Origin of the sequence: Endozoicomonas sp. GU-1 (assembly GCF_027366395.1) — a bacterium.
Taxonomy (GTDB): domain Bacteria; phylum Pseudomonadota; class Gammaproteobacteria; order Pseudomonadales; family Endozoicomonadaceae; genus Endozoicomonas.
In genome coordinates, this window is sequence record NZ_CP114771.1 from 2,403,751 (window position 1) to 2,417,993 (window position 14,243).

10 protein-coding genes are annotated in these 14,243 nt (G+C 46.0%); 5 read left to right on the plus strand and 5 right to left on the minus strand.

Going from position 1 to position 14,243, the window contains the following annotated elements; genetic code table 11:
• Nucleotides 1-357: 357 nt before the first annotated feature.
• A complete protein-coding gene (locus O3276_RS09855; RefSeq protein WP_269675472.1) occupies nt 358-1,080 on the plus strand; it encodes a hypothetical protein in 723 nt (240 codons plus the stop codon).
• Nucleotides 1,081-1,197: 117 nt separating this feature from the next.
• Here O3276_RS09855 and grxD read toward each other — a convergent pair whose 3' ends face one another.
• The gene (gene grxD, locus O3276_RS09860) at nt 1,198-1,533 is read right to left on the minus strand and encodes a Grx4 family monothiol glutaredoxin (protein ID WP_269675473.1); all 336 of its coding nucleotides are present in this window, start codon (nt 1,531-1,533) and stop codon (nt 1,198-1,200) included.
• A 254-nt stretch (nt 1,534-1,787) separates the two neighbouring features.
• On the opposite strand from grxD, the gene O3276_RS09865 reads away from it, so the two are divergent.
• The gene (locus O3276_RS09865) at nt 1,788-2,261 is read left to right on the plus strand and encodes a carboxymuconolactone decarboxylase family protein (RefSeq protein ID WP_269675474.1); all 474 of its coding nucleotides are present in this window, start codon (nt 1,788-1,790) and stop codon (nt 2,259-2,261) included.
• Nucleotides 2,262-2,468: 207 nt separating this feature from the next.
• On the opposite strand, the gene O3276_RS09870 is transcribed toward O3276_RS09865, so the two are convergent.
• Nucleotides 2,469-3,980 carry a hypothetical protein gene (locus O3276_RS09870; protein ID WP_269675475.1) on the minus strand — a complete coding sequence of 504 codons (1,512 nt, stop codon included), beginning with the start codon at nt 3,978-3,980 and terminating at the stop codon, nt 2,469-2,471.
• A 368-nt stretch (nt 3,981-4,348) separates the two neighbouring features.
• Here O3276_RS09870 and O3276_RS09875 point away from each other — a divergent pair, with 368 nt between their 5' ends.
• Both O3276_RS09875 and O3276_RS09880 read left to right on the plus strand, forming a co-directional pair.
• Entirely contained in the window at nt 4,349-4,795 is a 447-nt protein-coding gene (locus O3276_RS09875; protein ID WP_269675476.1) for a TVP38/TMEM64 family protein, read from the plus strand.
• Complete coding sequence (locus O3276_RS09880) at nt 4,788-5,693, plus strand: sulfurtransferase (protein WP_269675477.1); 906 nt, start codon at nt 4,788-4,790, stop codon at nt 5,691-5,693. Before O3276_RS09875 ends, O3276_RS09880 begins: the two co-directional genes overlap by 8 nt.
• A 15-nt stretch (nt 5,694-5,708) precedes the next feature.
• On the opposite strand, the gene O3276_RS09885 is transcribed toward O3276_RS09880, so the two are convergent.
• Nucleotides 5,709-7,643 carry an ankyrin repeat domain-containing protein gene (locus tag O3276_RS09885; RefSeq protein ID WP_269675478.1) on the minus strand — a complete coding sequence of 645 codons (1,935 nt, stop codon included), beginning with the start codon at nt 7,641-7,643 and terminating at the stop codon, nt 5,709-5,711.
• Between the two features lie 41 nt (nt 7,644-7,684).
• A complete protein-coding gene (locus O3276_RS09890; RefSeq protein ID WP_269675479.1) occupies nt 7,685-8,506 on the minus strand; it encodes a M48 family metallopeptidase in 822 nt (273 codons plus the stop codon).
• A gap of 315 nt (nt 8,507-8,821) precedes the next feature.
• Between O3276_RS09890 and O3276_RS09895 the strand changes: the two genes are divergently transcribed.
• The gene (locus tag O3276_RS09895; protein WP_269675480.1) at nt 8,822-11,743 is read left to right on the plus strand and encodes a hypothetical protein; all 2,922 of its coding nucleotides are present in this window, start codon (nt 8,822-8,824) and stop codon (nt 11,741-11,743) included.
• 132 nt (nt 11,744-11,875) lie between these two features.
• Here O3276_RS09895 and metE read toward each other — a convergent pair whose 3' ends face one another.
• A complete protein-coding gene (gene metE / locus O3276_RS09900; RefSeq protein ID WP_269675481.1) occupies nt 11,876-14,167 on the minus strand; it encodes a 5-methyltetrahydropteroyltriglutamate--homocysteine S-methyltransferase in 2,292 nt (763 codons plus the stop codon).
• Between the last annotated feature and the right edge of the window lie 76 nt (nt 14,168-14,243).

Consider the following 14,243-nt stretch of genomic DNA (forward strand, 5'->3'; position numbering starts at 1 on the left):
TTGTGCGTATTAATACGAGAGTGCAAGTAATATGTCATCTCACATTGAATCACGCATCACAAAAACTGCGCATACAATGATACACATGACCACGGTTTTCGCCTACCGCAGTAGAAACAAATGACTACTTTTTTATCACAAGCCGCATATTGATAAAGGAGCAAGAAGAAAAATACAACCCGGAGCCTGTGCCCCCCTTTACTAAAGACTGGTTCACCCGGAACCCACTCTGTTCCTTCCCAACACTCCCAAAGCTCAGTTTATTGAGGTAGCTAACCCCGAACGAAGACAGGGATCAGACAGCTTTCATTTTTCGCATAAAGAAAATGAACTAATTGGGAATTAAAATATCGAAGTATGTGTAGAAACAACTTCTTCTGGCGTGTGTCTATGCAAAATACTGGCGTTCCTGCAAGTACGGTGCTTTTCTGGGATGTAGCACCCGATGATGGTGTCAAAAAACCAAATCCCACAAGAAAACCAGATATCGGACATACCAGCGGAGGGCTGAAGGTTACCCCACATCCGCCATCAAACTACGTCCTGTCTGGAGAAGACTCTGCATTTGCTCCCCTTGCCAGGAAATCTGAACAGACAACAAAAACGCCGCAAAGTGAATCAGAAAGCGATTCAGAGTGTGATCAGGAAATACTGGAAGCATTTGCTGGCATATCAATCCCAGATCACACTAATATCGATAAAGATCAACGCCCCGGGCACAAACCTGAACCTTTAAATGAAAGGGTCATGTTAAAAGCCAAATCAAAGCTATCGTTCAAGAAAAAAAATGCCCCTCCAAAACCAGTAAGGCTCCACTCTTATCCCGGTACTTCAGGGCAGCAGATAATATCCGCAGCAACTTTACCCATAGCCTTTGTAACAACAGATGCAACAAAGTTCAGCCCAGGCGATACAAATGCTGAACCTTCGCCTAAAAAGCTATGCAACTCAGCACCACCGGTAAATGCTGCCACAAACTGGCAAGAGCCTCAGGATACTCCGATGGCTGAACAGTCAGGCTTACCTGGTTTTCACTCCTTACCTTATGACTTTGCCCCGAAAGAGGAGCCTTTGGAGTAATTACAGCAGAAAGGAGAAACTGACAGGAACTCAATGAGTCAGGTAGTGAACTGACCCGGAAGAAGATAACCTTCCGGTTTTATCACACCGGAAGGGAAGGATAAAAACGATTGAAAATCAGTCTTCTGCACCTTCAGCAGAACCAGTCGCTTCAGCAATCAACTGCTGCAAGTCACCACTGTTAAACATATCAATAATGATGTCACTGCCACCAATCAGCTCACCCTTAATCCACAGTTGTGGGAAGGTCGGCCAGTTAGCATACTTGGGAAGATTGGCACGAATCTCCGGGTTAGCCAGAACATCCACAAAAGCGAACTGTTCGCCACAGGCCATTAACGCCTGAACCGCCTTGGCAGAGAAACCACACTGGGGCAACTTGGGAGAGCCCTTCATGTACAGCAGAATAGTATGGGATTCAACCTGTTCTTTTATTTGCTCCATTACGTCCATGAGACGACCTCTTCTTCATTGGAATCATAAAGCAGGATATTTTAAAGAAAATACCTGACTGTCACCATATGTTATTACATATAGTCGAATAGAAAAAACCAACAACAGGATTGTAGACATCCAACTTTCCTGCCACCATCGGCTGACCTACTATGGAACTGCAAGTTAGGAATCAGCCATGTATGTACCGGATAAACCCCTTCGCTCTTATCCTTGGTGGCTAATGCCTTTTTTCTGGAGCCAGAAGCGTCGCTATGGAAAAGTCCTTAAGCCGGGCTTGTTATGGGCAAGAGTTCCCCCGGTTATTTGCCGCTGTAGCCACACTCTACGGCGTGCTGGATCGAAAAAAGTCACCCCTGTCACCGGAGCTGCGCTCGCTGGTTACCGTCAGAGTATCTCAGGTCAACTGGTGTGCCTTCTGTGTTGACATCAATGCCATGACCCTGGCAAAGTGTGCAGGCAGCATGGATAAAGTCGAAGCACTGGATAACTGGCAAGACTCTGACCTTTTCAATGCTCAGGAGCGTATTGCCCTGGAATATACCGAGGCTGTTACCTACAGCGACCGACAGGTAACCCCTGAGCTGATGAAGCAGCTAAAAGAGCATTTCAATAATGACGCTGTTATTGAACTGACTGGCCTGATCGCGTTTCAGAACATGTCCAGCAAATTCAACGCTGCCCTGGATGTGCCGGCAGAAGGTTTCTGCAAAATTCCGAAGAAATGAATATTTCCTGCAAGTGCTAGGAGCCTGTCCGAGAATAGCGCCCGTAGCGAGGATGGCAGAAAATTGAGGATAAAAAGTCGGAAATTTTTAGTGAATAGTGGTTCTATTTACTAAAAATTTCCGACTTTTTAGACCAATTTGCTGCCACCGCAGTAGGGCAGTCTATTCTCGGACAGCCTCCTAGCACCAATAAACCCGACAGGATCATCAATCCCTAATGAAGCTTCTTGCCATCACGGGTGATTTGGCCAACTTCTTCCTGCGTTTGGGCATTTCACCGTGACTACGGATGGTACTCAACTCTGCGCTGGTGCCTGGTCTCGATGCCATGCTTTCGGCGTTGTCCGTACTTTCCAGAAGTCCAAAATATCCCGGCTTGCTGATATCCGGTACGACTTTGTTCGTCAGGAAATCCTCAAATGTTTTATTTGATGACAACGCCTGATGGTCCAGGCAGAAATTGAAATAGGCCGATAGAGTCGCACCTGTCACCTCAAGAGCGGGTGTGGTTGTCAGGTCAGGGGCCAGGATTGGTGACATTAATTGCAGGGTGACAGGATCAAAGTATGTCGCGTTATGTATTTGGCTGCTGTCGCTGCAGTTAGGGGCCCTGTATTGCATCAGATAACCGTGTATGTCGTTAAGGTAATGCATGGCGGAGGCTGTGTCAGGGATGATCTCTGTCTCTACTGTTTTAGCGATTTGTTCGTGGCTCTTTGCATCCTCCCGCCACTGGGCACAGAGTGGAGACAGTTGCTGGTCCCGGCCTTTGAACGCCCTGCAGACCATCAGTTGCAGAACATCACTTTGATGATTGCGCCAGATGTGGGGCTTGGTTACCAGCATAAATGCAAACGCGTCAATATCATCAATGCAGTGAATACCTTGTTCCAGCATTTGCTGAACCACTTGCTCAAATCGCTCGTGACGGTCGTGCTTGGGAGAGCTACCGTGCAAATAATAGAGATTGAAAGACATTTCCCAGGCAAACGTAACCAGCAGGTGACTGACTCTGTCGATGGCACAGATATTTCCACAACCCAGGGCATCAAACCAGATATCCTTGACAAGTCGTAAAAATGACAGGCAATCCAGTGGCTCTAACTGAAAGTTAAGTACATTGGAACAGATACTTATGCTGGAGCTGAAATCCACTTGTACAGCGTTGTCAACCATAAGCTCTGGCCAGCTTTGGCAAATAACAGCGCCCTGTCGTTGCAATGTGCTGGGCCATTTATTGACCATAGTTACGATGCTCTGGCGATCTGGCCAGAAGGAAGAGTATTGATGATTGAGATTCTCAGCGGCGGTTTTTACACATGATTTGGTGTAGCTTTGCAGTTCGATCAACAATCGCAGTTTGCCCTGAACCCCTGCTGTTGAACTCAACCCGTTTTCAATGCACTGTTTAATGGTGCCCAGTGTATCACCGTTGTCTGACTGAAGATGACCAATGATCTCACTGTGGCTTGGGGTGATATTGCGCTGGACCAGGGCTTTTTCCGACCTGGCGATTTCCTCGGTGGAATAGCCATGAATCTTCAGGTGCTGCTCTTCATGAGAAGCCAACGTCGTATTTCGCCGACAAAACGCCGTAGCTTTATGGGTATCCGGCAAGTGGGTGGCGGCGGAACTTGCCGACGGATCATCAGAGGGAGGGAAATTCCAGCCAGAGTTCACTGCACCAGAGATTGCCGGTTGCGAAGATGGGTTTGACATACCTTTCCTCTTATCTTCACAGAACGAGTGAAAGTTGGGCAAAATCCTGAATATGACCGACATTCTGACAACTGCTGAAGAATAAAGTTCACCGCCGATCACTCGGCCCCGGTTTGACACAGGGCTCATGCACGAGTACCCTCTCTCGCGCTTTGAGGACCGATTAACTCCTTGGAATCAATGTTTGAAGTAAACGTCGGAGTTTAAATATAAAAACCGAATACTTTATGTTCAAACTGCAAAAAACCCACAGCTGCTGATTTCACAGTGGCCAACGACCCAATTTCAACGCTCACATCTTTTGGCAGTTGGGAAACTTCAACCAGGCATGGAAGGGTTCCTGAAAGAACTGCATTTACACCTGATTAATGACTATTCAATCTATTACCAAACCACTGATCGTTCTGCTGATAACTGCTGCTATTCTGGCTACCCCGCCAGCCCGTGAGTGGCTATTTGAGATGATCCGGATTCTTTCATCGCTGGATATCGACATGGTACGCACCTACATTCTCAGTTTCGGACTATGGGCCCCTCTGGTTTCAGGACTACTGATGGTTATCCAGGCAGTAGCAGCGCCGCTGCCTGCTTTTATTCTTACCTTTGCCAACGCCGCCATTTTTGGCTGGTGGCAGGGGGCACTGCTATCCTGGAGCAGCGCCATGATCGCGGCTACACTCTGTTTCTTTATCTCCCGCTGGTTTGGGCGTGAGGGGGTGGCCAGGCTGACCAGTCACTTTGCCCTTGATCAGGTCGATGACTTTTTCCTGAAGTCTGTCTATTCCCGTGAATCGAGGCCTGTTGGCAATGAATAAGAAACCAGTATTATCCCAATACCTCAAAAGATGTATTTTCTTCTTCCTGCTACTGATTCTGCCCTTCAGGTTCGCCTATGCAGTACCGGAGGATTATTTTATCAGTGCAGAAACGGTTGCCAGCAATCCCGACCATTACCTGCTGATCGATGCCCGGGCATACTCTGAGTATCTCAAGGGACATATCCCGGGAGCCCGCTCAGTTCAGTGGCAATCTCTTTCTGATATGAATGGGGCAGCCGGTAGCGAGAACTGGGCAACAGTTCTTGACAATAAGGAGCTGGAATACCAGATACAGAAGCTGGGCCTGACCCCAACAGATAATATTGTCGTTTATGCCGATGCTCAACGGGGGTGGGGTGAAGATGGCCGAATTGCCTGGAGTTTGCACGTGGCAGGGTTAAAGAATGTCCGCATTCTTAATGGCGGGTACTCTCACTGGAAAGAAAAAGGGCTGAAAACCACCATCATCCCAACTTTCTTCAATACCAAAAGTGATTACACGATAACCCAACGGGATTCTTCAGCCACCATTCATACCAAAGCCCTTTACCGGGACTACTCTCAGTTTCGCGTTATTGACTCGCGATCACCGGAAGAGTTCCACGGCAAAATGGACTTGGGTGAACAGCGCAAAGGGCATCTTCCCGGAGCAGTGAGCTTACCATTTCAACAGCTGTTCACAGCCAGTGGCACCTTGAAGTCCTTTGACGACATTAGCAGAATGTTATCGGATCAGGATATTCAAAAAAATAGCCCGATTGTCGTCTACTGTACTGCCGGTATCCGGTCCGCACACATGGTGATGGTGCTGAAGGCGGCAGGCTACACCAATGTCAGAAATTATACGCCCTCGTTTTACCATTGGGCTGCGTTATCCTACACCCCGATTGAATGACAACATTGAAGGTCCTCAGATAGCTACCGAAGGTACGGAGGTTAGTGATGACTGAGCCTTTAGAAGGCTGATGATGTCTGAGTAGGATTTAACTGCTTCTGCGGCGTTAAAGCCTGGTTCCTGTTGTCCCCCAAGGAATGAGGCGGGGCCTAACACTTTAATCTTTTTAGCTTTCATCAGCTCAGATTCTGCAAGTTTCAGTGGTGTCATTCCGTTCTGGGTTATTTCGTTGATGGAAGCACCTCTGACCAGCAGGTGCTGAACTGCTTTTACATGACCTCCCTGGACTGCATAATGAAGGGGGGTCATGATGCCGGTGTTGTCTATTCTAACCATCGCATCCGATCTGACCGGTTGGCCATTTAATAGTAAGCCTCTCAGGCAAACCTCCTGTTTAAAACACTTCAGCCTCAGTGCTGCCCCGGTTGACTGATACCCCTTATACTCCTCCGCCCGCCCTGTAACACAGCCCCTTCTGCCAGTGGTAGCATTGACAGAAGCACCACGGTCAATCAGTTGATCAATAACCTCTGACTTACCTGATTTAGCCGCAAGATGCAGAGGCGTTTGTCCCTCGTTGTTTGTGGCATTAACGTCAGAACCAATCAGTAGCTCAGTGGCGTCTTGCGGATGGCGACTGTAGACTGCACAGTGCAGGGGCGTCCATCCACGGTGGTCACGGGCATTAACATCGGCACGCCGGGTTATCATGGCCTGGATTTTGTCTTTTTGCCCCTCTTTAACCACCTCGTAAAAGGCTGATTGACCGGAACCCGGGTAATGAAGTTTGTTAATGTCAGCATTCGGGGTATTGGCGAACAATTGGTCGAATAACTTCCAGTCATTGATTTTAATTAATGCGCCAAGTAATCCTGCACGCATATCGTCACAGGGTGCCTCAGAGTTACATATGGCAAAGGTTAACGACCTGATTATGGGTACAGTCAGTTTGTTTACATTGTTTATCCAGCTCCATAGCGTCTCACCACTGCCAATAAGTACATCGGTGGCTGCACCAGCGCTCAGCAGGAGATCAACGATCTCTGCCTGGCCGGTGTCAATAGCAATGTGAAGCGGTGTTTTTCCGTACAGTTTCTGGCGGCCTTCCCTTTCACCGTTACTTGCCGTCGATTTGTCGGTTCTCTCCCTCATTTCCACTTTCATAAGCAGGTGTCTTACCATTTCAAACCCAAACTGTTTTGACAACCGTGAGGATTGGGCATTGATATTGGCACCCCTGCCAAGCAACAGCCGGATGGCATCATGTTTTCCATGTTCCACCGCAAAATGCAGAGGGGTCCTGCTGCCGATGTTGATATCAGCACCTTTGTTAAGCAGAACATCAATGATATTGAGGAAACCATTTGCAGCTGCAAAGTGAAGTGGGCGTCTTATATCCGGGGCGTGGCCATTAATGTCAGCACCGTAGTCAATAAGAGCTGTTATGGCCGCTTCATGACCATTAAATACCGCAAGCTGAAGCGGAGTCTCAGGGTAATCCGCTGTTGTGAGCGCATTGACGTCGGCACCCTGTTTGACAAGATGCCTGATAGTCGCCTCATCACCTTTGCCAGCGGCGCAGTGGAGGGCAGTTATCCCGTCCTTGGTGCTGGCATTGGCATTGGCACCGTGTTCAAGCAAGCCATTGACAATATCAGAGCGACCTCCGGCGGCTGCCACGTGGAGTGGCGTCTTCTCAGGGTACAAACAATGAGTAATTTTACGTTTACACATTGGGCAACCAATATCGGCATGACCTGGACCGCTTAGCCACTTAGCAATGCACGACTTGTGGTGGATATGGGTGCAGGGAAACATTGCTGCAATGGGACTTTTATCCAGACCATCAAGGCAGATAACGCATTTTTCAGTTTCTTTACCCTCTCGTTCAGAGACTAACGGGGCTGCTGGTGGTATCCGATTACAATCGTTGAATGAGAAGGTATTCACACTTAAATATCCCCGTTCTAACTTATAATTTGAACTATGGATTAATTGCTTTTGCTAATCGCCTGCCTGTAGAGATGATCCACTTTCCTGATATTGGCATTCAGCCCGTTTATACGGGCATCGTGGGACGGATGTGTGCTCATAAATTCCGGCACACTGCCACCACTTTGCGCTGACATCTTTTTCCACAGGCTGACAGCAGCCTCCGGGTTATATCCAGCCCTGGCCATCAGCTCTAAACCGATAAGGTCAGCCTCGGCCTCATTGGTACGACTATTAGGCAAGGTAAGCGCATAATTTACCACGGTACTGCCAACACTCATTAACTCAGGGCTGACCCCCAGCAGAATCCCCAGGGTATCCTGCCCCAACTGCACGGCATAGGCCTGAGACATAGACTCCCGCCCATGTTCCCTGAGTGCATGAGCCATTTCGTGTCCCATAATGGCGGCAATTTCATCATCCGTCAGCTTCAGAGTGTCAATAATGCCGGTGTAAAACATAATCTTGCCCCCGGGCATGCAGTAGGCATTCAGCTGTTTATCCGTCATCAGATTAACTTCCCACTGCCAGCTTCGGGCATCCTGCCTGAACACACCAACATGGGACACCAGCCGGTCAGCAATCCTGCGCAGGCGTTTAACATCTGCTGGCATGCGGTTCAGCACTTCTTTTTCCCGAGCTTGATTCAGAGCTTCCTGATAAGCCCTGGCAGACATGGCATTCACCTGGCTTTCAGAGAGCAAAGAGAACATTTTCTGCTCACGCTGAACACCAATAGTCCCTGAGTTGGTTGTTGACACCGTCTGACACCCTGCCAGAAAAATACTCAGGCTCACGACCAGAACTTTTAACCACTTCATCCCCAATACCTGTTTCTTCACAACGTTATGACTGCCATTAAACCAAAATCACTACCGGTAAGCACGGCTATCTCGGTATTTAATAGCAAGTTATTGCACAATTCACCCGTGCCATTGATAACGGACATAATAAAAATAATTAAGATTTACACTTTTATACAATTCCAGACTACTTTAATTCCTGATTGTTTCAAAAAAACATGACTAACCATTTATAGGTAAAGAGATCATCAAGACAGACATGCTAAATACTGGCTGACTCGCCACCGGATATTCTTATTTCATCAAACAATTAAAACCATTAAGGGTAGTAAAATGGACGGCATTCTCTCTAAAAACTATCAACAGACCTCCCCCTTGATTAAACTGTTAACAAAACCCCTTCAGGAAGCGGGACCATCAAAGCCTTCAGTCATTAGTATTGACCCAACCAGATATTTACCGGGCGCACAGGCTGAAATCTCATTTTTCAGGTCATTCGATCATCAATCTGTTGGTATGCCACACCAGGAAATCTCATACTCAACAACTGACAATGATAGCGCAGCTGACTCTCCAATACTGGCATCTATTAAAACTTCAGATAATACAGCCAGCATAAATCGCAAAAGAGCAAACTCTGATTATTCAGAAAACAAAAGAAATGAACAATGTAACAAGGAACCATTAAATACCTCAAACGAAACCTCAGTCAAAAGATTGAAGGCACATGAACAAAAAATAGTAAAACCGGACAATAAATATTCATCGCTTAAATGCCATAACAGGGACAAAGAGGATAAAGAGTGCATCCAAAATGATCAAATGAATAACAATAAGACAGGTAGAATAGCTAATGCCATTGCTGAATGCAAAAGAAGAAAAAGACTGACCAAGTTATATGCTGACATCAATCACGCTCTTAGAGATATAACAACTATAAGCAGTAAACCAACAAAAAAAAATTTACTACTAACCTGCATCGGGATTGTAAAAAAGGAAAGTAATCCCAACTATACCCATCCTAATCGTCAAAACAGAACTATAATATCTTATCCAGCCAACACTAAACCAAAAATAAAGAAATTTATAAAAAATTTTAATGAAGCCGCTCGTCGAAAAGAAATTCGAGAGCTAATTGATGAACTTTACCAATCCATTCCAGGGACTCACCATAAAAAAAACAGTGAACGTGGCACGCTCAAGAAATTTCTGTCATTTATTACCAACAACCCAGAATTAAAAACATCAAAAACCCAAGTAAATCAAAACTTATGTTCAATGATAAACAAGGAATTAAGACCAAGATTAAAACCGAGACCAAAACCAAGATTAAGACCAGAATTAAGATCAAAACCAGAATCCAGCTTAAGATCAGAAGACAATATAGATAAAATAATATACTTTAATACAAAAATGAAAAAAACTGCCAAAACAGACACAAACAAAGAAGCAGCCACAAGAAAAGAAAAAACCACAGAGCCCAAAATGATTCCAAAAATAGAAAATAATTCAGAAATAGAAATTAATTCAGAAACAGAAACTGATCCAGAAACAGAAATAGAAACTGATTCAGAAACAGAAACATATTCAGAAACAGAAACAGATTCAGAAATAGATTTAGACACAGATACAAAAGCAAGCCTAACAAACAGTAAAAAAACAGATAAATCAATAAATCTTAAAACAGCAGAAGTTTCAGCAACAAACCCCTTAGAAGGGCCCGATAGTATAACAGAACCTGATTCACCTTATATAAAGACAGCTACTTTTGACTCATTACATGCCATTAAAGAGCCTGCAAACAGTAATAGCCAGGTTAACTCCATATTGATACAGAAAACGTTGCAAAAACCAGGGGAAACAGGAAAAACACTCGAGCATTCTGAGCAACCCTGGTTTTCAGTCCCTGATTTACAGTTTCTTGAGCAGGATTTGGTATGCCATGAAAAAGAGCCGTACAAAACCGTTGATGAATGTTCATGGCGCAGTCCGAAGGCGACTAAAGATACCCACTCTCTTGTTACTCCACCCTGCTCCGCTATTCCAAGTCCAAAGGAGCAAAACGAACAGGAGCAATCCCATACCTGGATTCTATCACCACCATCTCATCCTGATATCAGCATATACAAACCACAAACCGGCACCAGTGAAGAACCGCATCCAACAGGTGACGTATCTATAATGCAAGCCGTTGCTCCTCAGGAAATTTTCCCATGGACACCCTCTCAACAAATGCAGGATGACCACTCTTCTTCAGGATCATCCTGCACTTTACAATCACATACTGGGGAAGAACCGTTTTCAGAAGATGAAGCTACCAACTTTTTTGTCTTCCAGCAATACAGTCCGGGAGGGAGAGGGGCTGTACCGGATGCGGCCTGGAGTGTTCCAGCTTCAGAACAAGAGAGAACACTCTTTGGCTTTCAACAACACAGCTCTGAAGGGAGCAGAGATATTCCGAGTGATCCCCAGGGTGTTGTTCCAGCTTCAGCAACCCCCTTTGGCTTTCAACACCCACAACCTGAAGGGATAGAGGCTGCACTGTATGATATGACTGAAACTTTACCATTAGCATCAACATCAGAGCTATTTCAGGTAGCTCCCCAAAATACCTCACTGATAACGTCTTTAAAAAATCACATTGTCAATCTGAAGATGAGCCAGGCAGACCTGGAATATCAAGACATGCAAACTAAAAACTTCTCAAATGAAGTCATAAACGAAAACCTGCAACTATCGAGCAAAGTATTTAATTTTGAAAAGGAACTTGAGATTCTACGAACAGAGAACTCACAACTTCAACACAAAGAACAACTGTTAGAAAGCCTGATAAAAATTTCTCGTCAAGAGGAACAACAAAAGTTTGCCAACCTGCAGAGGAACCATACACGCCTGAAGCAACAACAAATACAAACTCAAAATCTTCTAGATGAAGCACTAGACAAAAACCTGCAATTATCAAGTAAATCATTAAAACTTGAGCAGGATCTGGAAATACTTAAAAAAGAATTTGCACTACTCCAGAAAAAAGATCAACTATCTGAAAGCCTGGTGAAATTTGCTTTCCATGATGAACAAAAAAAGGTGGCTGACCTTGAACAAAAACTCAACTCTTTACAGGCCGAACGACAGCTGATGATTGATAAAATAAAAAAATCAGATAAAGAAAAATCCCAGTTAAAAAAATCCCTGAAAAATAATCAGCCCAGAACAAAAAAGACAGAGCAAAAAATTTATAAAAGCCTGAGACTATAAAATAAAAAAATACGGTACTTTCCCTATATTACTTAAGCCAGTGTAAAAAGCTGGGCACTTTTTCAGATTTACTACTCATAACCCAACTTTTTTTTCTTCAGCCAGCTTTTTTTCAGGTAGTGGCAACCTCACTTAACCGGATCTTAATATTTTCGCAGCTGCAACCATATTTCTTAAAGCGTCTTCTACCTCCGGCCAGTCTCTGGTCTTTAAGCCACAGTCCGGATTTACCCATAAACGCTGTTTGGGTATTTTTTGTGCCGCTTTAGTCATCAGCTGTTGAATCCACTGAATACTGGGCACATTTGGCGAATGAATATCATAAACTCCGGGTCCAATCTCATTCGGGTATTCAAACGCTTCAAAAGCATCCAGCAGTTCCATATCGGAGCGGGAAGTTTCTATAGTGATAACATCCGCATCCATGGCGGCAATATATTCAATAATGTCATTAAACTCGCTGTAACACATATGGGTATGGATTTGGGTTTCATCCTTGACGCCACTGGCAGCAATGCGAAAGCTCTTCACCGCCCACTCCAGGTAAGCAGGCCAGTCTGCTTTTCTCAACGGCAAACCTTCCCGAATGGCTGGCTCATCAATCTGAATAATGCCAATACCCGCATTCTCCAGATCAACAACTTCATCTCTTAAGGCCAACGCCAACTGCAGACAGGACGCTTCCCTGCTTACATCATCTCTCGGAAATGACCAGCAAAGAATAGTTACCGGCCCGGTTAACATGCCTTTAACCGGCTGGCTGGTCTGCTCCTGGGCATAGCGGCTCCATGCAATGGTCATCGGCTCAGGGCGGCTGATGTCACCAATAATAATGGGGGGTTTTACACAGCGACTGCCATAACTCTGTACCCAGCCATTGGCAGTGAAGGCAAACCCTTCCAGCTGCTGGCCAAAGTACTCAACCATATCATTACGTTCTGCTTCGCCATGGACCAGAACATCCAAACCAAGCGACTCTTGCCTCTTAATGGTCTTGCGTATTTCCGCTTGCATCGCTTCGATATAAGACTGCTCATCCAGCTCCCCTTTGCGAAACTGTAAGCGCTTCTGTCGTATCTCCCGTGTCTGGGGAAAAGAGCCAATGGTGGTTGTAGGAAATTCAGGCTGGTTCAGTTTTTTGTGCTGTAGCGTTGCCCTTACCGCATAAGGTGAGCGACGATGATCAATCTCCCTGTCATCATTTAATGACGTCAACCGTTGTTCTACCGCTGTATTATGAACCCGTTGGGAGTGTTGCCTGGCAGATACCGCTTTTTCGGCCTCGGAAATTAATTTCAACACCACCGGGTCCTGTGCCTGATGCCCTCCGGATAAAACCCGACCAATCACGGATACCTCTTCACACTTCTGCCTGGCGAAGGCAAACCAGGATTTCAACTCGTCATCAAGCTCTGTTTCCTGCTCCAGATCAACCGGAACATGCAGTAATGAGCAGCTTGGCGCTACCCACAGCCGATCACCCAGCCGCTCTTCTGCCTCCTTCAATTGCCGCACTATCTGCTGCAAGTCTGAGCGCCATATATTCCGACCATTAACAACACCCGCTGATAAAACCTTGTAGGCAGGCAGGCGATCAAGCAGTGCCGGTAACTGATCCGGATCCCTTACCAGATCAATATGCAGACCATCCACCGGCAGATTAACGACCGTGGTCGTAGTACCATTGAGACCGCCAAAGTAGCTGGCCAACAGAATTTTTACATGGCAACTCTGCAACCGGTTATATACCGATTCAAACGCCTGATGCCATTTAAGGGGAAGATCCAGAGCCAGAATGGGTTCATCAATCTGTACCCACTCCACATTCATTTCAGCCAGTCTGGCCAGAACTTTGCCATACACCTCGACAACACTGTCAAGCAGCTCCAATCGGTCAAAAGACTCACCCTTGACTTTACCAAGCCACAGCCAGGACAGCGGGCCAATCAATACCGGTTTTGCCCTGAGGCCCTGTTCAATAACCTCAGCGGTTTCATCCAGAATAGCGGTGTTAGACAGTTGGAACTTCTGGCCTTTGTGCAACTCCGGCACTATGTAATGGTAGTTAGTATCAAACCATTTCGTCATTTCACAGGCTGCTGCAGGTTCTCCGGTAGGTGCTCGACCTCGGGCCATACGAAAAAGGGTATCAATATCACCAGGGTCCGCTTCCGAAAATCGCTCCGGTACCGCACCCAGCATCAAAGAGTGGCTCAGCACCTGGTCATACCAGGCAAAATCACCCGTCGGAATCAGATGAAGACCTGATTCTTTCTGCAACTGCCAGTGTCGTTTACGCAGGCGACGGCCTTCTTCCAAAAGCTCTGCCCTGGACAGGTCACCGCGCCAGTAACTTTCCTGAGCCTTCTTCAGCTCACGGTTAGCACCTATTCGGGGAAATCCAAGGTTATGGGTAGTGATCATGAAATAACTCCGGGCTGATCGTCAGACTTATTGTTTTCAGGATTGATCAAAGAGTAGTCACGATTCTGTTGGAGAG

Bases quoted from the DNA above. Each gene is read 5' to 3' on its own strand.
- O3276_RS09855 (WP_269675472.1), top strand. From the start codon at position 358: ATGTGTAGAAACAACTTCTTCTGGCGTGTGTCTATGCAAAATACTGGC.
- grxD (WP_269675473.1), bottom strand. From the start codon at position 1,533: ATGGACGTAATGGAGCAAATAAAAGAACAGGTTGAATCCCATACTATT.
- O3276_RS09865 (WP_269675474.1), top strand. From the start codon at position 1,788: ATGGAAAAGTCCTTAAGCCGGGCTTGTTATGGGCAAGAGTTCCCCCGG.
- O3276_RS09870 (WP_269675475.1), bottom strand. From the start codon at position 3,980: ATGTCAAACCCATCTTCGCAACCGGCAATCTCTGGTGCAGTGAACTCT.
- O3276_RS09875 (WP_269675476.1), top strand. From the start codon at position 4,349: ATGACTATTCAATCTATTACCAAACCACTGATCGTTCTGCTGATAACT.
- O3276_RS09880 (WP_269675477.1), top strand. From the start codon at position 4,788: ATGAATAAGAAACCAGTATTATCCCAATACCTCAAAAGATGTATTTTC.
- O3276_RS09890 (WP_269675479.1), bottom strand. From the start codon at position 8,506: ATGAAGTGGTTAAAAGTTCTGGTCGTGAGCCTGAGTATTTTTCTGGCA.
- O3276_RS09895 (WP_269675480.1), top strand. From the start codon at position 8,822: ATGGACGGCATTCTCTCTAAAAACTATCAACAGACCTCCCCCTTGATT.
- metE (WP_269675481.1), bottom strand. From the start codon at position 14,167: ATGATCACTACCCATAACCTTGGATTTCCCCGAATAGGTGCTAACCGT.